31 protein-coding genes and 1 pseudogene are annotated in these 23,190 nt (G+C 64.1%); 5 read left to right on the top strand and 27 right to left on the bottom strand.

Going from position 1 to position 23,190, the window contains the following annotated elements:
• Positions 1 to 91: 91 nt before the first annotated feature.
• The 26 genes from map to fusA all read right to left on the bottom strand — a co-directional run bounded on the left by map (position 92) and on the right by fusA (position 16,354).
• Positions 92 to 868, bottom strand: a complete 777-nt coding sequence (gene map / locus VGE27_RS02270) for a type I methionyl aminopeptidase (RefSeq protein WP_331048002.1) — start codon at positions 866 to 868, stop codon at positions 92 to 94.
• Positions 868 to 1,512 carry an adenylate kinase gene (locus VGE27_RS02265; protein ID WP_331048001.1) on the bottom strand — a complete coding sequence of 215 codons (645 nt, stop codon included), beginning with the start codon at positions 1,510 to 1,512 and terminating at the stop codon, positions 868 to 870. The genes map and VGE27_RS02265 overlap by 1 nt, the downstream gene beginning before the upstream one ends.
• A 10-nt stretch (positions 1,513 to 1,522) precedes the next feature.
• A complete protein-coding gene (secY, locus tag VGE27_RS02260) occupies positions 1,523 to 2,869 on the bottom strand; it encodes a preprotein translocase subunit SecY (RefSeq protein ID WP_331048000.1) in 1,347 nt (448 codons plus the stop codon).
• 17 nt (positions 2,870 to 2,886) lie between these two features.
• Complete coding sequence (gene rplO / locus VGE27_RS02255) at positions 2,887 to 3,333, bottom strand: 50S ribosomal protein L15 (RefSeq protein WP_331048005.1); 447 nt, start codon at positions 3,331 to 3,333, stop codon at positions 2,887 to 2,889.
• A gap of 40 nt (positions 3,334 to 3,373) precedes the next feature.
• The gene (gene rpmD, locus VGE27_RS02250) at positions 3,374 to 3,550 is read right to left on the bottom strand and encodes a 50S ribosomal protein L30 (RefSeq protein ID WP_345787970.1); all 177 of its coding nucleotides are present in this window, start codon (positions 3,548 to 3,550) and stop codon (positions 3,374 to 3,376) included.
• A 77-nt stretch (positions 3,551 to 3,627) separates the two neighbouring features.
• Positions 3,628 to 4,449, bottom strand: coding sequence for a 30S ribosomal protein S5 (rpsE, locus tag VGE27_RS19460; RefSeq protein ID WP_345787968.1), 822 nt, complete (start codon positions 4,447 to 4,449; stop codon positions 3,628 to 3,630).
• 2 nt (positions 4,450 to 4,451) lie between these two features.
• Positions 4,452 to 4,808 (bottom strand): 50S ribosomal protein L18, encoded by a 357-nt coding sequence (gene rplR / locus VGE27_RS02240; protein ID WP_331047998.1) that lies wholly within the window; start codon positions 4,806 to 4,808, stop codon positions 4,452 to 4,454.
• Positions 4,808 to 5,347, bottom strand: a complete 540-nt coding sequence (rplF, locus tag VGE27_RS02235; RefSeq protein WP_331047997.1) for a 50S ribosomal protein L6 — start codon at positions 5,345 to 5,347, stop codon at positions 4,808 to 4,810. The genes rplR and rplF overlap by 1 nt, the downstream gene beginning before the upstream one ends.
• Before the next feature lie 13 nt (positions 5,348 to 5,360).
• On the bottom strand, positions 5,361 to 5,762 hold the full coding sequence (gene rpsH, locus VGE27_RS02230; protein ID WP_331047996.1) for a 30S ribosomal protein S8: 402 nt from the start codon (positions 5,760 to 5,762) through the stop codon (positions 5,361 to 5,363).
• 56 nt (positions 5,763 to 5,818) lie between these two features.
• The gene (gene rpsN / locus VGE27_RS02225; protein ID WP_331047995.1) at positions 5,819 to 6,124 is read right to left on the bottom strand and encodes a 30S ribosomal protein S14; all 306 of its coding nucleotides are present in this window, start codon (positions 6,122 to 6,124) and stop codon (positions 5,819 to 5,821) included.
• 22 nt (positions 6,125 to 6,146) lie between these two features.
• Positions 6,147 to 6,743, bottom strand: a complete 597-nt coding sequence (rplE, locus tag VGE27_RS02220) for a 50S ribosomal protein L5 (protein ID WP_345787969.1) — start codon at positions 6,741 to 6,743, stop codon at positions 6,147 to 6,149.
• 194 nt (positions 6,744 to 6,937) lie between these two features.
• Positions 6,938 to 7,258, bottom strand: coding sequence for a 50S ribosomal protein L24 (gene rplX, locus VGE27_RS02215; protein ID WP_331048003.1), 321 nt, complete (start codon positions 7,256 to 7,258; stop codon positions 6,938 to 6,940).
• An 85-nt stretch (positions 7,259 to 7,343) separates the two neighbouring features.
• Positions 7,344 to 7,712 carry a 50S ribosomal protein L14 gene (rplN, locus tag VGE27_RS02210; RefSeq protein ID WP_012682372.1) on the bottom strand — a complete coding sequence of 123 codons (369 nt, stop codon included), beginning with the start codon at positions 7,710 to 7,712 and terminating at the stop codon, positions 7,344 to 7,346.
• An 11-nt stretch (positions 7,713 to 7,723) separates the two neighbouring features.
• On the bottom strand, positions 7,724 to 8,020 hold the full coding sequence (gene rpsQ, locus VGE27_RS02205) for a 30S ribosomal protein S17 (RefSeq protein WP_331047994.1): 297 nt from the start codon (positions 8,018 to 8,020) through the stop codon (positions 7,724 to 7,726).
• Between the two features lie 14 nt (positions 8,021 to 8,034).
• On the bottom strand, positions 8,035 to 8,238 hold the full coding sequence (rpmC, locus tag VGE27_RS02200) for a 50S ribosomal protein L29 (RefSeq protein WP_331047993.1): 204 nt from the start codon (positions 8,236 to 8,238) through the stop codon (positions 8,035 to 8,037).
• Positions 8,228 to 8,656, bottom strand: a complete 429-nt coding sequence (rplP, locus tag VGE27_RS02195; RefSeq protein WP_331047992.1) for a 50S ribosomal protein L16 — start codon at positions 8,654 to 8,656, stop codon at positions 8,228 to 8,230. Before rplP ends, rpmC begins: the two co-directional genes overlap by 11 nt.
• 11 nt (positions 8,657 to 8,667) lie before the next feature.
• On the bottom strand, positions 8,668 to 9,327 hold the full coding sequence (gene rpsC, locus VGE27_RS02190) for a 30S ribosomal protein S3 (protein ID WP_331047991.1): 660 nt from the start codon (positions 9,325 to 9,327) through the stop codon (positions 8,668 to 8,670).
• Entirely contained in the window at positions 9,327 to 9,704 is a 378-nt protein-coding gene (rplV, locus tag VGE27_RS02185; RefSeq protein WP_345787967.1) for a 50S ribosomal protein L22, read from the bottom strand. The genes rpsC and rplV overlap by 1 nt, the downstream gene beginning before the upstream one ends.
• Before the next feature lie 3 nt (positions 9,705 to 9,707).
• The gene (rpsS, locus tag VGE27_RS02180) at positions 9,708 to 9,998 is read right to left on the bottom strand and encodes a 30S ribosomal protein S19 (RefSeq protein WP_331047990.1); all 291 of its coding nucleotides are present in this window, start codon (positions 9,996 to 9,998) and stop codon (positions 9,708 to 9,710) included.
• Positions 9,999 to 10,022: 24 nt separating this feature from the next.
• Complete coding sequence (rplB, locus tag VGE27_RS02175; protein ID WP_331047989.1) at positions 10,023 to 10,853, bottom strand: 50S ribosomal protein L2; 831 nt, start codon at positions 10,851 to 10,853, stop codon at positions 10,023 to 10,025.
• 5 nt (positions 10,854 to 10,858) lie between these two features.
• Complete coding sequence (locus VGE27_RS02170) at positions 10,859 to 11,146, bottom strand: 50S ribosomal protein L23 (RefSeq protein WP_331047988.1); 288 nt, start codon at positions 11,144 to 11,146, stop codon at positions 10,859 to 10,861.
• Between the two features lie 3 nt (positions 11,147 to 11,149).
• The gene (gene rplD, locus VGE27_RS02165; protein ID WP_331047987.1) at positions 11,150 to 11,791 is read right to left on the bottom strand and encodes a 50S ribosomal protein L4; all 642 of its coding nucleotides are present in this window, start codon (positions 11,789 to 11,791) and stop codon (positions 11,150 to 11,152) included.
• 2 nt (positions 11,792 to 11,793) lie between these two features.
• Positions 11,794 to 12,477, bottom strand: coding sequence for a 50S ribosomal protein L3 (rplC, locus tag VGE27_RS02160; RefSeq protein ID WP_331047986.1), 684 nt, complete (start codon positions 12,475 to 12,477; stop codon positions 11,794 to 11,796).
• 137 nt (positions 12,478 to 12,614) lie between these two features.
• Positions 12,615 to 12,923 carry a 30S ribosomal protein S10 gene (rpsJ, locus tag VGE27_RS02155; RefSeq protein ID WP_012682361.1) on the bottom strand — a complete coding sequence of 103 codons (309 nt, stop codon included), beginning with the start codon at positions 12,921 to 12,923 and terminating at the stop codon, positions 12,615 to 12,617.
• Between the two features lie 66 nt (positions 12,924 to 12,989).
• Complete coding sequence (gene tuf / locus VGE27_RS02150) at positions 12,990 to 14,192, bottom strand: elongation factor Tu (protein ID WP_331047985.1); 1,203 nt, start codon at positions 14,190 to 14,192, stop codon at positions 12,990 to 12,992.
• Between the two features lie 41 nt (positions 14,193 to 14,233).
• Positions 14,234 to 16,354 carry an elongation factor G gene (fusA, locus tag VGE27_RS02145; protein ID WP_331047984.1) on the bottom strand — a complete coding sequence of 707 codons (2,121 nt, stop codon included), beginning with the start codon at positions 16,352 to 16,354 and terminating at the stop codon, positions 14,234 to 14,236.
• An 877-nt stretch (positions 16,355 to 17,231) separates the two neighbouring features.
• On the opposite strand from fusA, the gene VGE27_RS02140 reads away from it, so the two are divergent.
• From VGE27_RS02140 to VGE27_RS02120, 5 genes are all read left to right on the top strand, one after another.
• Positions 17,232 to 17,996 (top strand): PEP-CTERM sorting domain-containing protein, encoded by a 765-nt coding sequence (locus VGE27_RS02140; protein WP_331047983.1) that lies wholly within the window; start codon positions 17,232 to 17,234, stop codon positions 17,994 to 17,996.
• Positions 17,997 to 18,294: 298 nt separating this feature from the next.
• Positions 18,295 to 19,503, top strand: a complete 1,209-nt coding sequence (wecB, locus tag VGE27_RS02135; protein ID WP_331047982.1) for a non-hydrolyzing UDP-N-acetylglucosamine 2-epimerase — start codon at positions 18,295 to 18,297, stop codon at positions 19,501 to 19,503.
• A gap of 50 nt (positions 19,504 to 19,553) precedes the next feature.
• On the top strand, positions 19,554 to 20,549 hold the full coding sequence (locus VGE27_RS02130; protein WP_331047981.1) for a hypothetical protein: 996 nt from the start codon (positions 19,554 to 19,556) through the stop codon (positions 20,547 to 20,549).
• Positions 20,546 to 21,832, top strand: a complete 1,287-nt coding sequence (locus tag VGE27_RS02125; protein WP_331047980.1) for a glycosyltransferase family 2 protein — start codon at positions 20,546 to 20,548, stop codon at positions 21,830 to 21,832. The genes VGE27_RS02130 and VGE27_RS02125 overlap by 4 nt, the downstream gene beginning before the upstream one ends.
• Complete coding sequence (locus VGE27_RS02120) at positions 21,832 to 22,878, top strand: polymer-forming cytoskeletal protein (protein ID WP_331047979.1); 1,047 nt, start codon at positions 21,832 to 21,834, stop codon at positions 22,876 to 22,878. The genes VGE27_RS02125 and VGE27_RS02120 overlap by 1 nt, the downstream gene beginning before the upstream one ends.
• Here VGE27_RS02120 and VGE27_RS02115 read toward each other — a convergent pair.
• Positions 22,865 to 23,190, bottom strand: a pseudogene (locus VGE27_RS02115) (glycosyltransferase family 2 protein); the annotation flags it as partial. The gene VGE27_RS02120 and the pseudogene VGE27_RS02115 overlap by 14 nt on opposite strands.

Here is a 23,190-nt window from a genome sequence, read left to right as displayed (position 1 = left end):
CCGGGCCAATCCACCAGCGCGACACCCAAGTCCTGAACGTGAAAACGCCCGCTGGTGAGCGGGCGTTTCGCGGTACGAACCGGATGTCGGACTACGGCAGCGTGATGATACGCGGACCGTTTTCGGTGATGGCCACGGTGTGCTCGAAGTGCGCGGAGCGCTTGCCGTCTGCCGTCACGACCGTCCACTTGTCGCTCAGTGTGCGGGTCTTCGCCGTACCCACATTCACCATCGGTTCGATGGCGATTGTAAGACCCACCGCCAGCTTCTTGCCGCGCTTGGGCTTGCCGTAGTTCGGGATCTGCAGCTCTTCGTGCGGCGAGAATCCCACACCGTGGCCAACCAGTTCCCGCACCACACCAAAGCCGGCTGCTTCGACGACGGCCTGCACGGCGGCACCAATATCGCCGACATGATTGTCCGCGACAGCGGCCGCGATGCCGGCATCGAGCGATGCGCGGGTGACGTCGAGCAGACGCTGCGTCTCTTCGTCGATCTCGCCCACCGGCACGGTGATCGCCGAGTCAGTGTACATGCCATCGAGCTTCACGCCCACATCCAGCGTGACGATGTCGCCGTCACGGAGAATGCGCTTACGCGAAGGGATCCCATGCACGATCTCTTCGTTGATCGAGATGCAGGCGCTGCCCGGGAAGCCGTACAGACCCTTGAAGGCCGGTTCGGCCCCGGCGTGCGAGCGAATGAACGCCTCGCACATCTGGTCGAGTTCGAGCGTGGAGATGCCGGCCCGCACCTGATCCTTGAGGTGCATGAGCGTGGCGTGCAGGATCACCCCGCCACGCGCCATGATCTCGATTTCACGCGGCGACTTGAGCAACGTGGCGGGCGCCGAACTACCGAGCACCATCAGGAAATCCGCAGCGCGGACAGAACGCGCCCTTCGACTTCCTCGAGCGTGCCGATCGCATCCACCTGCACGAGATTCGCACCGTTGGCCTTGTACCAGTCGATGACCGGCGACGTCTGCTCACGGTAGACCTGCATGCGCTTGCGGATGGCCTCGGGCTCGTCGTCCTTGCGGCGAACGAGCGTGCCGGTGACACCACCTTCCGTGCAGGTTTCGCCAGGCTGGCGTCCAAAGAACGGGCGCTGGCAGGCTTCGCACGTGGTGCGGCCGCTGAGGCGTCGCACGAGTTCATCCTCATCCACCTCGAAAAGCAACACGGCATCGAGGGGGCGACCGAGAGCGGCCAGCATCTGCTGGAGTCCATCGGCCTGCGGCGTGGTGCGAACCACTCCGTCGAGGATGGCGCCCTTGGCCGCGCTGGGCGCCGCGAGGGCTTCCTTCATGATGCCCATGATGACGGCATCGGGAACCAGGTCACCGCGATCCATTGCGGCCTTCGCTTCGAGCCCCAAAGGGGTGCCTTCCTTCACTGCGGCACGAAGCACATCGCCGGTCGCGATCTTGGGAACGTCAAGGCGAGCGGCAAGCCGCTCGCCTTGAGTCCCCTTGCCCGCGCCCGGCGGTCCAAGCAGGACGATGATCAAATCAGAACCCTCAGAAGCCCTGGGTCGCCTGACGCCCGCGGAAACGGACGCGACCCTTCTTCATGAAGCCGTCGTACTTGCGCAGCAACAGGTGCTGCTGCATCTGCGCCATCGTGTCGAGCGCCACGCCCACCACGATCAGCAGCGAGGTGCCACCGAACGCGAACGGTACGTTGACGATGCGAGCGATCACGATCGGCATCAGTGCGATGAACGTCAGGAACATCGCGCCCGGAAGCGTGATGCGTTCCACCACCTGCTCGATGTACTCCGCCGTCTTGGCGCCCGGTTTGATGCCCGGCACAAAGCCGCCCTGCTTCTTCAGGTTCTCGGCCAGGTCGACCGGGTTGAAGATGATGGACGTGTAGAAGTACGTGAACAGCATGATCAGCACTGCCGAGAGCACGAAGTACAGCCACGGGTTCGGACCCTGTGGATTGAAGTACTCTGCGATCTCCTGCAGCTTCGGATTGCCGCTGAACTGAGCGAGCGCACCCGGGATGACGATCACCGACTGGGCGAAGATGATCGGCATCACGCCCGCTGTGTTGATACGCAGCGGGATGAAGTTGCGCGCCGCTTCACGCTGACGGCCACGAGCCATCGTGCGCTGCGGGATCTGAATGAGCACCCGGCGAGCCGCGACCGTGATCGCCACGACACCGGCCACCACCGCCACCATCACCAGGCCCAGCACCACGAGCGACAGCGGCGCGATCGCGCCCGTCGTCACGAAGTTGAACGTCTGGAAGATCGACGGCCACATGCGCTCGACGATCGAGAAGAAGATGATCAGCGACGCGCCGTTGCCCAGGCCGCGCTCGGTGATCTGCTCACCCAGCCACATGACGAAAATCGCGCCCGTGGTGAGGAAGAGCATCATCTGGATCGTGAACCACGGGCCCGGACGCGACACCGCCGCCGGCAGCGAAGCCGTGAACAGCGCGAATCCGTAGGCCTGCACCAGCGCCAGCACCACCGTGAGGTAGCGCGTGTACTGGGTCAGCTTCTTTCGACCCTCTTCATCCTTTTGCATCTTGTCGACGTTCGGCAGCACCGCACCGGCGATCTGGACGAAAATGCTCGCCGAGATGTAGGGCATGATACCGAGCGCAAACACGGTGGCGCGGGAAAGACCACCACCCACGAACATGTCGTAGAGGCCGAGGAGGCCACCGCCCTGCTGGCGGGTGAAGTAGTCTGTCAGCGCCTGGACATCGATCCCGGGCGCCGTGATGTGCGAGCCCATTCGATAGATCACCATGCACAGGAACGTGAAGGTGATCTTCGCCCAGAGCTCGGGCGTCCGGTAAATGTTGGTGACGGCCTGAGCCGCCGCGTTGTTTTGCTCCGCCATGCGCCGAGTGGTCTCCGTCAGCCGTCGATGCGGCCACCGGCCGCTTCGATCTTCGTCTTGGCCGCAGCGCTGACCTTCACGCCGCGCACCGTGAACGCGCGGGACACTTCACCGTTCGCGAGCAGCTTCGCCGGACCCTGGCCCGCACGAATCAGCCCAGCCGCGACCAGCGTCTCCACCGTCACTTCGTCGCCGCTCACAACCGTGAGGGCGTCGAGACGTACAACCTGCGCTTCGACACGGAACGGGTTGGTGAAACCACGCTTCGGGATACGACGCGTGATCGGCATCTGACCGCCTTCGAAGTGCGGCTTACCACCACCGGGGCCACCATGACCCGAGCGGGCCATGGAACCCTTGTGACCCTTACCGGACGTCTTGCCGAGTCCCGAGCCGGGACCACGGCCGAGACGACGGCGCGAACGGTGCGAGCCGGGCGCCGGCGCCAGGTTGTGCAGGCCGATCTTCTCGACGCCTTCTGCGCCTGAATTCTTCGCCACGAGCTTACTCCTCCACGGGCGTCACCTGAACCAGGTGACGCACCTTCTTGAGCTGACCGCGCAGCGAGGCGGAATCCTGCTGCACGACGCTGGCCTGGTGATTACGCAGGCCGAGCGCCGCAAGCGTCGCCCGCATCCGCCACGAATGGCCGATCGAGCTGCGCACCTGCGTGATCTTCACCTTCCCGTCCGTCGGCGCCTGAAGCTTGGGCGTCTTCGCGGGACCCTTCGACGGATGCCACACAAATGTCCGCGGCATTAGGCCACCACCTCTGCCGCCGGAGCGGCTGCTGCCGTGGCGCCGCCAACGACGGCTGCCTTACGGACATCATGGGCTTCCGTGCGCGACTTCGCACGGGACTTGTACCCGATCTGCGAGACTTCGAGCCCACGCTCCTTCGCCGCCTGTTCGACGGTGATCAGGTGCGTCAGGCCGTCGATCGCCGCACGAACCATGTTGTGCGGGTTCGTCGAACCCAGCGACTTCGTGAGGATGTCATGGATGCCGGCGCACTCGAGCACGGCACGCACGGCACCACCGGCGATCACACCAGCACCAGGCGCGGCCGGCTTCATGAGCACCTTGCCGGCGCCATGCTTGCCCACCACCTCGTGCGGGATCGTCGAGCCGGTCAGCGGCACGTTCACCATGCTGCGACGGGCCGCGTCCACGGCCTTGCGGACCGCTTCCGAGACTTCGTTCGCCTTGCCGGTGGCGAAGCCGACCTTGCCCTGTCCGTCGCCCACCGCCACAAGGGCGTTGAACGAGAACCGACGGCCACCCTTCACGACCTTCGCGACGCGATTGATCGCAATCACGTTCTCGACCAGATCGCTCTGTTCGCGCTCCTGCTGGCCACCACGGTCCGGACCACGGCCACGGCCATCACGACCGCCGCCCGGGCCGCCGCCTTCACCGCCGGGGCCACGACCACGACCGCCGCCCGGGCCACCGCCCGGTCCGCCGGGGCCACGGCCACGGCCGCCGCCAGGGCCACCACGTCCACGGCCGCCACCCGGGCCACCGCGTCCCGCACCACCCGGCGCACGCGCGCCACCCTGATTCTGTGCTTCTGCCATGATCAGAACTCCAGGCCGCCCTCTCGGGCGCCTTCGGCAACGGCCTTCACACGGCCATGGTACTGGTAACCAGCGCGGTCGAAGACAACCTTCGAGATGCCGGCCGCCTTCGCCTTCTCCGCTGCGGCCTTGCCGACAGCGAGCGCGCGCTCCGACTTCGTGCCGCTCAATCCCTCGTCGCCAACCGTGAGCAGCGTGCGCTGCGCCACGTCGTCCACGACCTGGGCGTAGATGTGCTTCAGCGAACGGAACACGACGAGACGCGGACGCTCTGGCGTCCCCGACACCGCCTTTCGCACGCGCAGATGGCGGCGCTTGCGCCGCTCCGCGTTCGTGCGCGGAATCGCGATCTTGGCCATTACTTGCCCCCGGCCTTGCCGGCCTTGCGACGGATGACTTCGCCCTGGTACTTGACGCCCTTGCCCTTGTACGGCTCGGGCTTGCGCAGACTGCGAATCTCCGCGGCGACCTGACCGACATGTTCCTTGCTCGCGCCTTCGATCACGACCGTGGTCGGGTTCGGCGCGCTGATCTTCACGCCTTCCGGCGTCTTGTACTCGATCTGGTGCGAGAAGCCCAGCGACAGCAGCGCGCCGTAGGGCTTGATCTCGGCCTTGTAGCCGACGCCCGTGATTTCCAGCACGCGCTTGAAGCCCGTCGTCACACCTTCCACCATGTTCGCGACCAGCGTGCGCGTCAGGCCGTGCAGCGCCTTGTGGCGCTCCTCGTCCGACGGGCGCTTCACCAGCAGCTCCGCACCTTCCTGCGACACCACCATGTCGGCGGGCAGCACACGGGAAAGCTCTCCCTTGGGCCCCTTCACCGTCAGCGCGCTGCCGTCGATCGCCACAGTCACCCCGGCCGGAACCGGGATCGGGCGCTTACCAATACGTGACATGAGTGCGGTCTCCTTACCAGACGAGGGCGAGCAATTCGCCGCCCGTGTTGGCGGAGCGCGCATCACGATCCGACATGATCCCCTTCGACGTGCTGAGGATGGCCATGCCGAGGCCGTTGCGCACACGCGGGATCTCGGTCACGCCGACATACTTGCGCAGGCCGGGCGTGGAAATGCGACGCGCTTCACGGATGACCGACTGGCCGCCGTGCGCGTACTTGAGGATCACGCGCAGGACGGACTTGCCGTCTTCCAGTTCGACCGTGCGGTAGTCCTGGATGAAGGAGTTCTCCTTCAGGATACGCGCGATCTCGATCTTGATCTTCGACAGCGGCATGTCCACGCGGCGGTGCTTGGAAGCACACGCGTTGCGAAGACGCGTCAGCATATCGGCGATGGGGTCGTTGAGGCTCATGCTCTCGGTTTTCTCCTATGGTATCCGCACCGGGCGGACCTGTAGGAAGTGAATGGTTACCAGCTCGCCTTCCGGACGCCCGGAATCAAGCCATTGAGGGCCATGTCGCGCAGGGCGATACGGCTCAAGCCGAAGTGACGAAGATACGCACGCGGACGGCCGCTGATGTTGCACCGGTTGCGGATGCGGGTCTTCGACGAATCACGCGGCATCTTGTGCAGCGCGTTCACCGCGGCCTGCACCTCTTCCGGCGTGCTCTTCGGATTGCTGATCGTGGCCTTCAGCGCAGCGCGCTTCTGGGCGTAGCGCTGCACCAGTTCCGTGCGCTGCGCGTTCCGGGCCAACTTGCTCGTCTTTGCCATGGTTCTGAGTCTCGGTGTCCGGTCAGGCCGCGCTCGGCTGCGCCACCTTGGGCGTCACCGGCTTGTCGTCGCCACGGAACGGCATGCCCAGCTGATGCAGCAGCGCGAACGCGTGCGCATCCTTGGACGCCGTCGTCACGAACGTGATGTCCATGCCGTGAATCTGCTCGACCATGTCGTAGTTGATCTCGGGGAAGATCATCTGCTCCTTGATGCCGAGCGTGTAGTTGCCACGGCCGTCGAACGACTTCGTGCCGAGGCCGCGGAAATCGCGGATACGCGGGCACGCCACCGTCACGAAACGATCGAGGAACTCCCACATCCGTGCGCCACGCATCGTCACCGAAGCGCCGATTTCCTGGCCCTCACGGAGGCCGAAGTTCGCGACGGACTTCTTCGCCTTGCGGCGCACCGGCTTCTGGCCCGAGATCAGCGCCAGCTCCTCGACCACCACGTCGAGCAGCTTCGGCTGCTTCACGGCCTCACCGACACCACAGTTGATCACGATCTTCGTCAGCGACGGAATCTCGTGCGGGTTACCGAACCCGAACTGCTTCGCCAGCGCGGCACGCACCGTCTGCTCGTAGTGCGTCTTCAGACGCGGCGTCGCTGCCGGCAGTTCCGCACCGGCATGCGAGCGCTTCGTGAAGTCGATGGCCTGACGCGGCTGGCCCGCCTGCTTGCCACCCTTGCCGCCACCCTTCTGGCCTGCACCACCCTTGGCGGCGCCAGCCTTCGCGCCCGCCTTTGCACCACCCTTCGCGCCGCCCTTGGCGGCGCCCTTTTCCTTGGTCGCCATCGTGCTAGCTCCGGTCAGCGCGTGCGGGGAATGACTTCACCGCTCTTCACGCCGACGCGCTCTTTCGTACCGTCCTTGTCCGTGCGCACCTTGGTGCGCGTCGGCTTGCCGGTCTTCGAATCGAGCAGCATCACGTTCGACGCGTGGAAGGGGGCGGCCATCTCGATGATGCCGCTCTGTTCTTCCGCATTGCGCGCCTTGCGGTGCTTCTTCACGATGTTGATGCCTTCCACCTTGATGCGGCCCGTCTTGGGGTACACCTGAAGGACCTTGCCTTCCTTCCCCTTGTCGTCGCCACGCATCACGCGGACGGTATCACCCTTCGTTACGTGGATCACTTCGCGCGACGCCTTCAGGGCGTGACGCGCCGCGCCGAGACGCTGGCCGCGATCCGTCTTGTAGTACACGTTCTTTCGCATCTCAGAGCACCTCGGGTGCCAGCGAGACGATCTTCATGTAGCGCTTCTCGCGGAGCTCGCGCGCCACGGGGCCGAAGATACGCGTCGCCTTCGGTTCGCCGTTGTCGTTGATGATCACGACGGCGTTTTCATCGAAGCGGATGTAGCTGCCATCCTTGCGGCGCGTCTCCTTCACCGTGCGCACCACTACCGCCTTGGCCACGTCGGACTTCTTCACGGTGCCGTTCGGCAGCGCGTCCTTGACCGCCACGATGACCCGGTCGCCCAGGCCAGCGTAACGGCGGCGCGTGCCGCCGAGCACACGGATCACCAGGGCGCGCTTGGCACCGCTGTTGTCCGCGACCTTCACGACGGATTCCTGCTGAATCATGGTCCGTTACCTCAGCGTGCGCGTTCGACGATCTCGACCACGCGCCACCGCTTGTCCTTCGACAAGGGCCGGGTCTCCATGATGCGCACCGTGTCGCCGAGCTTCGCCGAGTTCTCCTCGTCGTGTGCTTTCAGCTTGCTGGTCCGCGTCACCATCTTGCCGTACTGGGGGTGCGGCATGCGGCGGTCGATCTTCACGACCACCGTCTTGTCCATCTTGTCGCTCACGACCAGACCCACACGCACCTTGCGTGCGGTCCGTTCGGAGGCGCCGTTCTGCGCGGCGCTCGCGTTGTTCAGTTCAGCCATCGATCGGATTCCGGTTAGCGGCCACGAGCAGCGAGCTGACGCTCACGCTGCACCGTCTTGAGGCGCGCAATGTCCCTGCGGATGCTGCGCAACCGCAGCGGCTCTTCCAGCGCTTCGGTGCCGCTGCGGAACCGGAGTCGGAAACGCTCTTCTTCCAGTTCCGAGATGCGGGTGACGAGTTCGTCGTCAGCGAGTCCGCGGATTTCTTCAGCCTTCATTGGTCACCGCCTCCTCGCGCGCCACGAACTTGGTCTTCACGCCGAGCTTCGCGGCGGCGAGGGACATGGCCGTCTCGGCCAGCTCCTTCGACACGCCTTCGATCTCAAACATCACTCGGCCCGGCTTCACCACTGCCACCCACAACTCCGGCGAACCCTTACCCTTACCCATGCGGGTTTCCGCCGGCTTCTTCGTGATCGGCTTGTCCGGGAAAATCCGGATCCACACCTTGCCGCCACGCTTGATGTGACGCGTCATCGCAACGCGGCACGCTTCGATCTGCCGGCTCGTCACCCAGCCCGGCTCGAGCGCCTGCAGGCCATACGTGCCGAACGACACGTCGGACCCACGGTGCGCCAGGCCGGTCGTCCGGCCCTTGAACATCTTGCGGAACTTGACCCGCTTCGGACTCAGCATCTCTCAGTTCCTCAGTTGCCGGTCGAGTAGGTCTTGCCGCGACGATCTTCCACGATCTCACCCTTGAAGATCCACACCTTGACACCAATGGTGCCGTACGTGGTCTTCGCCGTGCTCGTCGCGTAGTCGATGTCGGCGCGCAGCGTGTGAAGGGGCACCCGGCCCTCCATGTACCCTTCCACGCGCGCGATCTCGGCGCCGCCGAGACGGCCGCCAGCCTTCACCTTGATGCCCATCGCGCCCATACGCATCGCGCTCTGCACCGCGCGCTTCATGGCGCGACGGAACGAGATACGCTGCGAGAGCTGCGCCGCGATGTTGTCGGCCACGAGCTGGGCCTCGACTTCCGGACGCTTGATTTCTTCGACGTTGATGCCGACTTCCTTGCCCGTGAGCTGAGCCAGCTCGTCACGCAGCTTGTCGACTTCCGCGCCCTTCTTGCCGATCACCACGCCCGGACGGCCGGTGTGAATCGTCACCACGACCTTGCCCGGCTTGCGCTCGATCGTCACGTCGGCGATCGCCGCGTTGTCGAGGCGGGCCTTGAGGTACTTCCGCAGCAGCGCGTCTTCCTTCAGAAGCGCCGGCATCTCCTTCTTCGCGTACCAGGTCGACCGCCAGTTCTTCGTGACACCGAGGCGGAACCCGATCGGATTCGTCTTCTGTCCCATTAGCGCACCGCCTCCGTCACGACGATCTCCACGTGGCTCGTCCGCTTCAGCATCGGCGTCGCACGGCCCATGGCCGCCGGCGTCCAGCGCTTCAGCTTCGGTCCTTCGTTCACGATGGCCTTCGTGATCACCAACGTGTCCACGTCCAGCGACAGGTTGGCGGCACGGGCCGCCTGTTCCGCGTTTGCCACTGCGCTGTTGAGCGTCTTTCCGATCTGCTCAGCCGCGTGCTTCTTCGAAAACTTGAGGAGTGCCAGCGCATCGTTGACGCGCTGACCGCGGATCTGGTCGATGACCAACCGCATCTTGTAGGGCGACTGACGCGTGGTGCGCTGAATCGCGCGCGCCTCAATGCCCGCCTTGGTCGACTTCGCCATGGCTTACTTGCCTCCCTTCTTCTTCGTGTCGGCCTTCTGCCCCGCGTGACCGCGGAACAGGCGCGTCGGCGAGAATTCGCCCAGCTTGTGACCCACCATGTTTTCCGTCACGTACACCGGGATGAACTTGTTCCCGTTGTGCACCGCGAACGTGTGGCCCACGAACTCGGGGAGAATGGTGCTCGCCCGCGACCAGGTCTTCACGACCTTCTTTTCGCTCTTGGCGTTCATCGCAACCACCTTGGCCTCCAGGCGCTCAGCGACGAACGGACCCTTCTTGATGCTTCTCGACATATCGGTTCTCGTCTCGCCTGGCGGTTACTGCGTCGCCCGGCCGCGCTTGCGGCCGCGCACGATGAGACGCTGCGACGCCTTCTTCTTGTTGCGCGTCTTGACGCCTTCCTTCTTGCCCCACGGGCTCACCACGTTGCGACCACCGCGTGTACGACCACCATGCGGGTGATCGACCGGGTTCATCACTTCACCACGCACCTTCGGGCGCTTGCCGAGCCAGCGGCTCTTGCCCGCCTTGCCGTGCGACTGCAGCTCATGCTCGGAGTTGCCCACTTCTCCGATCGTCGCCATGCAGTTGCCGTGCACCAGGCGCATTTCCGTGGAGGCCAGTCGGAGCGTCACGTACTCGCCTTCCTTCGCCACGACCTGGGCGAAGGTACCGGCCGAGCGCGCCATCTGGCCGCCCTTGCCGATCTTCAGCTCGATGTTGTGAACCGACGTGCCCAGCGGCACTTCCTTGAGCGGCATCGCGTTGCCCGTGCGCACATCGCTGCCCGGGCCCGACACCACCGTGTCACCCTGCTTCACACCCTTCGGATGCAGGATGTAGCGCTTCTCACCATCCGCGTACTCGAGCAGCGCAATGCGCGCCGAACGGTTCGGATCGTACTCGATGTGCGCCACCGTGGCGGTCACACCATGCTTGTCGCGCTTGAAATCGATGACGCGATAGCGGCGCTTGTGACCACCGCCGATGCGACGCATCGAGATGTGACCATGATTGTCGCGGCCGCCCGACTTCTTGAGCGGCTCCACGAGAGACTTCTCAGGCGTCGAGCGCGTGATCTCGGCGAAATCGGACACCGAGCGGAAGCGCGAGGCCTTGCTGACCGGCTTGAACTGACGGATACCCATGCGACTCAGCCCTCGAAGATCGCGATGGTGTCGCCGTCACGCAGCTTCACAATCGCCTTCTTGGTATGTGGACGGCGGCCGATCGACTGGCCGACGCGACGCGCCTTACCACGCGCGATCGACGTCCAGACACCGGTGACCTTGACACCGAAGAGGCGCTCGACGGCCTCCTTGATGTTCAGCTTGGTGGCGTCGGGCGCCACTTCGAACGTGTACTCGCCGCGATCCTGATAGGCGGCCGAGGTGCGCTCCGTGATGATCGGGCGCACGATGGTGCGATGCAGGGTGGCCATCGCTTAGCCCTCCGCCGGAGTCTGGGTGAGTGCCGACGACTCGATCACCACAACATCGGACCAGAGGATGTGGTAGGTGTTCGCGTCGCTGTAGGGCATCACGTGCGCCTGACCGAGGTTGCGGGCGCTCAGGTACACGTTCGGCTTCACGCCGTCCGTCAGCACCAGCACCTTCTTCCCGACCACACCGAGCTTCGTGAACAGCTCGGTCATCGCCTTGGTCTTGGGAGCGCTGAAGTTCAGCGCTTCGACCACGACCACCGCGTTTTCGCGGGCCCGTGCATTCAGCGCGCTCTTGCGCGCCAGGGCACGAACCTGCTTCGGCACGATCTGCGTGTAGCTGCGCGGCTGCGGGCCGAACACCGTACCACCGCCCGGCCAGTTCGGCGCGCGCGTCGAGCCCTGACGAGCGCGACCCGTGCCCTTCTGCTTCCACGGCTTCTGGTTGCCGCCCGTGACTTCGCCGCGGGTCTTCGTCTTGGCCGTGCCCTGACGACGGTTGGCGAGGAACGCCTTCACCGCCTGGTGCATGACCGGCACGTTGACGATGCCGTCGAACGTGCCTTCGGGAAGCTGGCGCGTGCCGCCCTGCTTGCCCTGCGCCGAATAGAGCGGCGCTTCAAAGGTCTTGGTTTCCGTCGTCATGATCAGCCCTGCTTCCGCACGAAGACGATGCCGTTGGTCGGCCCCGCCACGCTGCCGCGCAGATAAATGAGGTTCCGCTCGGTGTCCACCTTCTCGATGCGGATATTGAGCGCCGTGTGCTGCGTGTTGCCGTACTGGCCGGGCATCTTCTTGCCCTTGATCACGCGCGACGGATCGGTGCCGGCGCCGATGGAGCCGGGCTTACGATGCTTGGTGTTGCCGTGGGTGTTCGGACCGCCATGGAAACCATGGCGCTTCACGACACCCTGAAAGCCACGACCCTTCGACGTACCCGTCACCTTCACGCGCTCGCCGGGCGTGAAGATCTCCACCGTGATCGTGTCGCCGGTGTTGTACGTCGGAATTTCGGGGTTCTTGCCCGGGGCGTCATCAAGACGGAAGCTCTTGAGCACCGACGGCGGCGCGTCCAGCCCCGCCTTCTTCGCATGCCCGACTTCCGCCTTGCTCGCGCGATGTCCCTTGGGAGTGCGCTCGCCCTTCTTGTTGGGACGCGCCACGCGCTGCGCCCCAAAACCGAGCTCCACCGAGGCAAAACCCGCCTGATCCACCGTCGACACCTTGGTCACGGGATTGGGCGTGGCCTCCACCACGGTGCAGGGCACCTGCTGCCCCTGCTCGTTGAACAGCTGGGTCATCCCCAGCTTCCTGCCGATGATACCGATCATGAAATGACTCACTCCGTACGAGTCGCGGGACGCTCTCGCGTCACCGTTGGACTGTGGATGGGACCGCCCTGTGCAGCCCCACCGGTACTCGCCGCGATGCTCTGCGGCGTGAACTCCCTGCGTGTCCTGCGATACTGCTATTCGACCTTGATTTCGACGTCCACACCAGCCGGCAGATCCAGCTTGGTGAGCGCGTCCACCGTGCCAGCACGGGAATCGAGGATGTCGATCACGCGCTTGTGCGTCTTCAGTTCGAACTGCTCACGCGACTTCTTGTCGACGTGCGGCGAACGGAGGACCGTCCAACGCTGCGTCTTGGTCGGGAGCGGGATCGGACCCGAAACCGACGCGCCGGTCTTCTCGGCGGTGCGGACAATGTCCGCCGACGCCTGGTCGATCACGGCGTGATCGAATGCCTTGAGGCGAATGCGAATGCGGCCAGCCATCTGGGTTCTGTCTGTGAACCGGTCGCACGCGATCCCCGGAGGAACCGCGTGCGACCCGCTCCGTGATTAGGCGAGGATCTTGGTGACGACGCCGGCGCCGACCGTACGGCCACCTTCGCGGATGGCGAAGCGCAGCGACTCTTCCATGGCGATCGGGATGATCAGTTCGATCGTCATCTGCACGTTGTCGCCCGGCATAACCATCTCCATCCCCTCGGGGAGCTCGATCGTGCCCGTCACGTCCGTCGTGCGGAAGTAGAACTGCGGACGGTAGCCCTTGAAGAACGGCGTGTGACGGCCGCCTTCTTCCTTCGTGAGGACGTACACTTCCGAGTGGAACTTCGAGTGCGGCTTGATCGAGTTCGGCTTGGCCAAGCACATGCCGCGCTCGATGTCCTTCTTGTCCACGCCACGGAGGAGGAGACCGACGTTGTCACCGGCCTGACCTTCGTCCAGCAGCTTGCGGAACATTTCGACGCCCGTGACGATCGTCTTCTTCTCGGCGTTGTAGCCGACGAGCTGCACTTCTTCGCCGACCTTCACGATGCCGCGCTCGATACGACCCGTCGCCACCGTACCACGACCCGTGATCGAGAACACGTCTTCGACCGGGAGGAGGAACGGCTTGTCGACTTCGCGAACCGGCTCCGGGATGTAGTTGTCGAGCGCGTCGTACAGCTTCATGAACTCGGCCACCCACTTCGGGTCGCCGTTGATCGCGTTGATCGCCGAGCCACGCACGACCGGTGCGTCGTCACCCGGGTAGTTGTACTTCGAGAGCAGCTCACGGACTTCGAGCTCCACCAGGTCGAGGAGCTCTTCGTCTTCGACGAGGTCGCACTTGTTGAGGAACACGACCACCGAGGGCACGTTCACCTGACGGGCCAGGAGGATGTGCTCACGCGTCTGCGGCATCGGGCCGTCGACCGCGGACACCACGAGGATCGCGCCGTCCATCTGCGCGGCACCCGTGATCATGTTCTTCACGTAGTCAGCGTGGCCCGGGCAGTCGACGTGCGCGTAGTGGCGCTTCTCCGTCTCGTACTCGACGTGCGACGTGGCGATCGTGAGGATCTTCGTGCTGTCACGACGACCCTGCGATTCGGACGCCTTCGCGACTTCATCGTACGCGACGTACTTGGTGCCGTAGCCCTTGTCCGCCGAGATCTTCGTGAGAGCAGCCGTCGTCGTGGTCTTGCCGTGATCGACGTGGCCGATGGTTCCCACGTTCACGTGCGGCTTGTTCCGCTCGAACTTTGCCTTGCCCATGGTTCGGAATCTGTGTTGGGTAGTGAATGAGTGGGTGAGGCTTACGCCTTCACCTTGCTGATGATCTCTTCGGCCTTCGACTTCGGCACTTCTTCGTAGTGCGAGAACTCCATCGAGTAGACCGCCCGACCCTGCGACATGCTGCGGAGCTTGGTCGAGTAACCGAACATCTCAGCGAGCGGCACGGTCGCCGAGATCACCTGCGCCTCGCCACGCTGCGTCATGCCGCCGATCTTGCCGCGCCGCGAAGAGAGATCGCCGAGGACATCGCCCATGTAGGCTTCGGGGCTCACGACCTCGACCTTCATCACCGGCTCGAGCAGGCAGGGGCTGGCGATCTTCGCCGCCTCCTTGAATGCCATGGAGCCGGCAATCTTGAATGCCATTTCCGAGGAGTCGACGTCGTGGTACGAGCCGTACACCAGCTGCACCTTGATGTCCACCACCGGGTAGCCGGCCAGGACGCCCGTCTCGAGCGCTTCCTTGATGCCCTGCTCCACCGGTCCGATGTACTCACGCGGAATCACACCGCCCACGACCTTGTCTTCGAACACGTAGCCCTGACCCTGCTCGCTGGGCTCCATGTTGATGACGACGTGGCCGTACTGACCCTTACCGCCTGACTGACGGACGAACTTGCCCTCGACCTTCTCGACGCGCTTCTTGATCGTCTCACGATAGGCCACCTGCGGGCGACCCACGTTCGCGTCGACCTTGAACTCGCGCATCATGCGATCGACGATGATCTCGAGGTGCAGCTCGCCCATGCCGGCGATGATCGTCTGACCCGTCTCGGCGTCCGAGCGGACGCGGAACGTCGGATCTTCTTCCGCCAGCTTCTGCAGCGCGATGGCCAGCTTGTCCTGGTCGGCCTTCGTCTTCGGCTCGATGGCGACGTCGATGACGGGGTTCGGGAACTTCATCGCTTCGAGGATGATCGGATTGTCCTCGGTGCAGAGCGTATCGCCCGTGCGCGTGTCCTTGAGACCGATGGCGGCCGCGATGTCACCCGCGCGCACCTCTTCGATTTCTTCACGCTTGTTGGCGTGCATCTGCAGCAGACGACCGACACGCTCGCGCTTGTCCTTCGTGCTGTTGTACACGTACGAGCCCGACGCCATCACGCCCGAGTAGACGCGGAAGAACGTCAGCTTACCGACGAACGGGTCGGTCGCGATCTTGAACGCCAGCGCGGCAAACGGCGCATCGTCCTTGATCGGCGCTTCGATGAACGTCTCGTCGTGGTGCGGCAGGTGCCCCTTGATGGCGGGCACGTCGATCGGCGCCGGGAGGTAGTCGATCACGGCGTCGAGCAGCGCCTGCACACCCTTGTTCTTGAACGAGGCGCCGCAGAACACCGGGATGAATTCCATGGCGATCGTCGCCTGACGGATCGCACGGCGGATTTCTTCCATCGTCAGTTCTTCACCCGCCAGATACTTCTCCATCAGCGCTTCGTCGTGTTCGACGGCGGCTTCGATGGCTTCGTGGCGCGCGATTTCGCAGGCATCCTTGAACTCTTCCGGCACATCGACGACGGAGAACGTCTTGCCCATCGTCTCGTCGTGGAAGATGTACTGCTTGCGCTCGAGCACGTCGATGTGGCCCGTGAACGTCTCACCCGAGCCCACCGGCAGCTGCAGCGGGAACGCGCGCTTGCTCAGGCGGTCGCGGATCATGGCGAGGCAGCGATCGAAGTTCGCGCCGACACGGTCCATCTTGTTGGAGAAGATCATGCGCGGCACGCGGTAGCGGTCGGCCTGACGCCACACCGTTTCCGTCTGCGGCTCAACGCCGGCCACCGAGTCGAGCAGCGTCACGGCGCCGTCGAGCACGCGGAGCGAACGCTCCACTTCGACCGTGAAGTCGACGTGTCCCGGGGTGTCGATGATGTTGATGCGGTATTCCGCACCCGTGCCCTTCTCATGCGACTGGCCATGGCGCATCCAGAAGCAGGTCGTCGCGGCCGACGTGATCGTGATGCCGCGCTCCTGTTCCTGCTCCATCCAGTCCATGGTGGCAGCGCCATCATGCACTTCACCAATCTTGTGCGACTTCCCCGTGTAATAGAGGATGCGCTCAGTGGTGGTGGTCTTGCCGGCATCGATGTGCGCCATGATGCCGATATTGCGATAGTGCTCGAGCGGGGTCGTACGCGGCATAGTCTTCGGTCAGCGCCACCGAGGCGGCGCAGTGAGAGAACAAGGTTGATCCAGCAAGGCTGACCAGCAAAAAAACGGCTGGACCTGCCCCCTGCCTTTCACAGGAGCGGTATCCATCCGCTGTCGCCGGGTACGCTCGCCGCTGCTGCACGAGTGGGGACCCAAGCGCGCCGACCCCGAAGAACTGCTGACTCCAGGTACGACGTTGAATTGGCTGCGTTGCGTTTCGGGAGCGGCATTCACCATCACGGCGATACCACCGGTACAGCGCGTCCTGGCATGGCGAACCAACCTGGACACCCCACGCCGCACTGGCCGTGGCCCATAGGAGTCGGCCGCAGATCGCCGACGAAAAGCAGGAGTCGAAGGCGCGAGCCGATTGGCCAGCATTTTTCGACAGTCACCTAAAATGACCGAGACTGGTGGGCAAGTCAACCCGGCGCAGTAGGCAATGTGCGCCTTGTGGCCCTTCTCTCCGATTCTACGCAGACGGTCTTGTTATAAGGTAGAGGTCGTTGGTTCTGGCAGCCGGCAGGCATGGCATTGGACACTCAGGCAGCGGCTGCGGTACGGCTGCAACAGATATGCAGCACTTCGTATCACCCGTGCTGCACTTGCAACACTCGACAATTGGTAACAAGTTGCGTCCCGCTCTCCGGAGTGTGACACTCGGCACAGCGAGCTGGAGCATATATGTCGTTTCAAGGCAACCACTTGAATCACATTTTCTGCGGCGGACTGTGCCATGTCGAGTGACATGTTTGGCCGTGCCACCCTCTGCTGGTACGCGTGATGCGTTACCGCTGAGTGTGTCGGACGAGCGGTCATTGCACATTCCCGAAGCCGCTTCGCTATCTTGTCGCCCATGAGGATTCACATGAAGAAGCACATCGCGCTCCTGACTGCCGCGATTCTGGCGTTTCCCGCTGCCGCTTCCGCGCAGACGTGGGCTTTTTGGTCGCTGCCGTCCAATTGCTCCGGCAACGTGACGGGCACGATGGGTTCCACCACCGTGACCTACTCGGGGCTGTACAACGGCGTCACCGATGGCACGGACGCCTGTAAGAACCCGCTGACCAACCCCGCCTACGGTGTGGGTGACCTCACGGCGTATGATTACTTCAACGCCCAGGGCGGATCGGCCTACAGCCCGCGTCCGGACAATGAGTCGTTCATCCAGCTCACCGAAATGGCGAAGCTGTCGGACGATCAGTCGGCGTGGGTGCCCATCCAGATGAACACGATCACGTTCAGCCAGGCCGTGATCGACCCGTACATCGCCTTCATCAGCGTGGGCAACCCGCAGAACGGCGGTGCGGTGACCTATAATTTCCAGAATGCCTTCGACGTCCTCTCCTACAATCCGGACGGTGTCGGCACCAAGCCGTACTGGGGCTATGGCTCCTACTCGGTCAGCCCGGACGGCCTGTCGCTTACCGGCGTCGAGTTCAGCGGCGTGATCCAGTTCAAGGGCACCTTCGAGTCCCTCACGTTCGGCGTGAGCAGCAACGAGTTCTGGCACGGCTTCACGGTGGGTGCCGCCGGCACCACCACGGTTCCGGAACCCACGTCGCTCGCCCTCATGGGTGCTGGCCTGATGGCTCTCGGCTGGACGGCTCGCCGCCGCCGCAACCGCGCCTGATCAACCCGCCTCACGGGCAACCGACACAGTAGCCCCGAAGAACGCCCCCCGCCTCACGGCGGGGGGCGTTCTTTATTTGCGACATCGCAATCGAGGAGTCGCCGGCCTTCAAGACGGAATTGACCCTCACCACGTCGTCGCCGGTATGGCATATTGCTGTGCGCCAAAACTGTGACGGTGCCAGCACACTGCCACGGCAATGGATGTTGTCAGCGCTCACACGCTGTGACGCACAGCCCGTGCGTGAAGGGCGGCACCGACCGGTGCCTGGTGAGCCTCTCCCCGTTCCTGATCGCTGATGTCCGTCGCCTCTGGGCAACACAAAGTGTGCATCGTCATCGGCACGCGTCCCGAAGCCATCAAGATGGCTCCGGTGGTCAAAGCGGTGCACGATCACCCGTATCTCACGCCGCTCGTTGTCGCCACCACGCAGCACCGCGAGATGCTCAAGCAGGCGCTCGATGTCTTCGGGATCACCCCCGACATCGACCTCGGGCTGATGCAGAACGGACAGAACCTCGGCGTGTTCACCTCACGCGCCATGGCGGCACTCACGGAGTGTTTCCTCGAGCAGAAGCCGGCCTTCCTGCTCGTGCAGGGCGATACCTCCACGGTCACCGCCGCCTGCCTCGCCGGGTTCTATCAGGGCATTCCCATCGGGCACATCGAAGCGGGGCTCCGTTCATTCGACCTGTCCAGCCCGTTCCCGGAAGAGGTCAATCGCCGCATCGCCACCTGCACGGCGAATGTGCACTTCGCGCCCACCAATGAAGCGCGCAACAACCTGATCTCCGAAGGCATCCCGGACGGCGACATCTACGTCACCGGCAACACCGTGGTGGACGCCCTGCAGATGGTGCCGCCACGCGCGCAGTTCGATACGCCCGCACTCAATGCGATTCCGTGGAAGAATGGTCGGGTGCTCCTGACCACCGTGCATCGTCGGGAATCCCTTGGCGAACATCTTGAAGCCATCTGCGACGCGCTCGAAGCCATCGTGACGCAGCATGAACGGGTTGAGATCGCGTTCCCGGTGCACCTCAACCCGCGTGTGCGCGACGTGGTCTTTGCGCGCCTCGGCAAGACGCCGCGCATTCACCTGCTCGATCCCCTCCCCTATCCGGAACTGCTCGAGCTCATTCGACGCTCGCATTTCGTGCTCTCCGATTCGGGCGGGATCCAGGAAGAGGTGCCGTCATTCGGCAAGCCGATCCTCATCCTCCGCGATACCACGGAGCGTCCCGAGGTCGTGCACGCCGGATTCGGCGAGCTGGTTGGCACCGATACGCAAACCATCCTCTCCCGCACGTCGGCATTGCTCAACGACACCGCCCTGTATCACCAGCGGTCGAGTGGACAGAACCCGTTCGGCGATGGACATGCTGGCGAGCGCATTGCCGACGTCATCGACACGCTGCTACGCAATCCGCAGGAACGCCGTCAGCCGCGCCGCCTCGATCACCAGCAAGTCAACGCGACACTGCAGCGCCTCTCGGTGGGACCGTGAGCCTCGTCTCCGGATCCCGTCCCCCCTTTCCATCCATGGAGTAGCCGTCGGTGTCGCGTGTAACAGGTAGTCCGACTCGCCGCATCAGTGAGTTGCGGGATCGTGGATTCCGGGGTGGGCGCATTGCGCCGCACCGGGCCATGATCGGGCTCGAGGTGTCGTGGTCGTTGCTCATCGATTTGGTCGTGCTGCCACTGATGTTCGCGGTGGCGATGTTCGCCTTGCTGGATCCTCTGATGGGCCTGTGGCGTGAGTTTTTCAACCTGATTCGCGAACCGCTCGGGCTGCCGGGCGTCGTGGCCACGCAGGTGTTCGAAGTGGGGCCGTTCGGTGTGGCCATTCCCTACTTCACGGCCACCGCCGAATGGCCGCAGTCGCTGGACATCAACACCGGCTGGCTCTTCAGCGGCATCATCTTCGTCATCGGTCTGTTTCTCAAGGGACGGTTGCTGCCTGTGGGTTACCTGCTGCGGGCGCTCGCCATCCTGCAGGTGACCGCACAGCTGTGGTTCACGTTCGCGTCTCCGCCGTTCACCTACTCGCTGTCCGACTACATCGCCGGTCTGCTGGTGTGTGGTGTGATCATTCTGGTACTGGCCCCGTTCCTGGTGGCCTTCACGTTCCACATCTTCGACTTCCTGCTCTGGCAGAAGTTGACGATGGCGACGATGCTGCTGGTGCATCTCAGCCTGCTGCTGCCAATGCAGGCCGCAGTGCATGCCTGGGTGATCCATCGCGCCTCGGTCCTCGCCATGCCGATCCTGTTCCTCGTGTTCGGTGTGCTGCTCGACGTTTTCGTCTACGTGGCGCTGTATGGGTGGGGCATGAGCTGGCGCTCCGGTGGCGTGCTTGATGCCATTGATCGCCGTCCGCCCACGCGTCCCGAGCGCTACCCGACCACGCGTCCGCGTCCGACGCCGACGCCGCAGTCTGTCCGTGCCATCACGCCGATCGGTTCACGCATGGTGCGTGCGGTCAGCTTCGGCGGCATGCTGGGCAACTTCGTGATGCGCCGCCTTGGTATGAACCCAGGAGGCCGGTCGTGAACGTCGGTACCCTGGTGGGCATTGCCAATGTCGGGCTGTGGGTCTGCATCACGATCCTCGCCATCTACACCCTGCGTCACTACTTCTTCACGCTGAACCGATTGTTCGGACGGCATCGCCAGCCGTTCGTGGACATCCTGCAAGCCGACTGGCCGTCGCTCGTCGTGTTCGTACCGGCGCACAACGAGTCGCGTGTGGTGCGCGACTCGCTCGACGCGCTGCTGACGTGCGACTATCCGGAAGACCGCCTCAAGATCGTCCCCATCGACGACCGCTCCACCGACGACACGCGCAGCATTCTGGTGGAGTACGCGGAGAACTATCCGGGTCGGGTGGTGCCGTTCCTGCGTGACGGCGGCATCCCGGGCAAGGCCGCAGCACTCGCCGATGCGATGGACCTGCACACGGATGAAGTCTTCCTCGTCTTCGATGCGGATTACATCCCCGGCACGCGCCTGCTCAAGCAGCTGGTCGCACCGTTCTTCGATCCCGAGGTCGGTGCGGTTATGGGCCGCGTGGTGCCGCTCAACGTCGGTGTCTCGCTGCTCACCCGCTTGCTCGACCTCGAGCGTGCCGGTGGCTATCAGGTCGACCAGCAGGCGCGCATGAACCTGCGCCTCGTTCCGCAGTACGGCGGCACGGTCGGTGGTGTGCGTCGCGCCGCCCTCGACAATGTCGGTGGCTGGCGCGTCGACTCCCTCGCCGAAGACACCGACCTCACGGTGCGCCTTGTGATCGCCGGCTGGGACGTGGTCTACCAGAATCGCTCGGAGTGCTACGAAGAAGTGCCCGAGACCTGGGAGTCGCGCATCCGGCAAATCAAGCGCTGGGCGAAGGGCCACAACCAGGCACTGCGTCGCTACATCGGTGCACTCATTCGCAATCGCAGCGACCTCCCGTTCTGGCAGGTGCTGGACGGCGTGCTGCTGCTTGGTGTGTTCATGGTGCCCCTGGTGCTGCTGGCTGGCTGGCTGTGCACCATCACGCTCTTTTACGCCGGTTATCCACCGCAGTGGGGCCGCGTCACCATCCTTGCCATCTCCTCGTTCAACACCGTCGGCAACTTCGCCGCGTTCTTCCAGGTAGCAGCGGCCAGCCGGCTGGACGGTTCACGTGAACGCATCCGAATGCTGCCGTTCCTGTTTCTCGGATTCCTGGTGAGCACTGTGTCCGTGGGACGAGCCTCGCTGTCGCGCGCTTCGTGGCTGCGTGGACAGCCGGTGCAGTGGCAGAAGACTGAACGTCATCGCGAAGGGCGTGCGCAGCCGCCGAGGAGCAAGTAATGGGGTCCCCGACGATGACATTCGCGCTGCTCCTGCTGGGGCTCCTGGTGTGGATGTCGATACCGCTCATCCCGGCGTTCATGGAATTGCTTCGGCCGCGCGATGCCGCGCCGCTCGACGCCGTGGGCAACGACGCCGGCAACCTGACGTATTTCGCGGAATCGTTTACCGCGCGTGCGACGCGTGAAGGGCTGCTCGGCACCATGGTACCGCCGCGTCTTTCCGATGGCACGGCAGTGCGTACACACTCGGTGGGGCAGCCGCTCCCCGTGCAGCGCCGCGCGTTCGATGAGTTCATCGTGCTCATGGACAGCGAACCGCTGCCTGAGGGTACGGAACTGGCCAGCGAATGCCTGGCACGCCTCACCGTGCGTGGCAGCGCGAGCGTCACCTATCGCGCACTGCTCGGACAGCGTGACGTGTACCTTGGCGCCAAGTCGGTGGTACAGCGCTGGGTGCACGCCAAGGGCCGTCTCGAAGTGGCCGACAACTCGCAGTTGTGGGGACGGGCCACCGCCGATCGTCAGATTGTCCTTGGCACCAACGTCGCTTTTGAGCGTCTCGAGTCGGATGTCATTCGCGTGACGGATATGGAGACGGCGGAAGCGCCCGTGCTGCCGACCGGTGCCTACGAACGATTTGTGCCGAAGAAGGCCCGCGAACTGGGCCCGGCATACTGGCGCGTGGAAGATGGTGTGTCCATTCCCGCCGGCAGTGTGCTCATCGGCTCGCTCATCGCCACGGGCTCCATCATCGTGAACGACGGCGCACGCATCACGGGTTCCATCAAGGCGCATGGCGAAGTCATCGTGCGCAATGGTGCGGTGGTGGTGGGCTCGGTCGCCGCGCGCGATCGCGTGACGATCGAACGCGGTGCGCGCGTGAGTGGGCCGGTCATCTCCGAAACGGCCGTGGTGGTGGAAGCGGCCGTGATTGGCAGCTCCGGCAAGCGCACCACGATCACGGCCCCCATCGTGCGCCTGCTGCCCGGCGCGACGGTGTACGGTGCCGTGATGGCCGCTGCGGACGGACTTACCGTGAGCTGAGTGTGGTGTACGGGCGATGCCATGTCGCCCGTGCATCACGAATGATCAACAGCTCCTGCAGCGCCCGCAGGAAATCCCCGCCCCGCACCTTGGACCCGGCGCGATGTTGCCACACTCCGAGCGGTTGCTCATGCACCAGCCGCTCGATGGTGTGCTCGCCCTCGAAACGCAACAGTGACTGCGCACGCGTGAGCAACTCCACGTCGAAAATCCATCGCGAACGAAACGGTTCCGAGAGCGACGTGCACAGCAGGGGGCCGATACGAAACAGTTTGGCGCCACACTGCGTGTCGTAGGACTCGATGCCCAGCA

The sequence above is a fragment of the Gemmatimonas sp. genome (assembly GCF_036405635.1).
Taxonomy (GTDB): domain Bacteria; phylum Gemmatimonadota; class Gemmatimonadetes; order Gemmatimonadales; family Gemmatimonadaceae; genus Gemmatimonas.
This window is presented reverse-complemented; position numbering and strand designations above follow the sequence as displayed.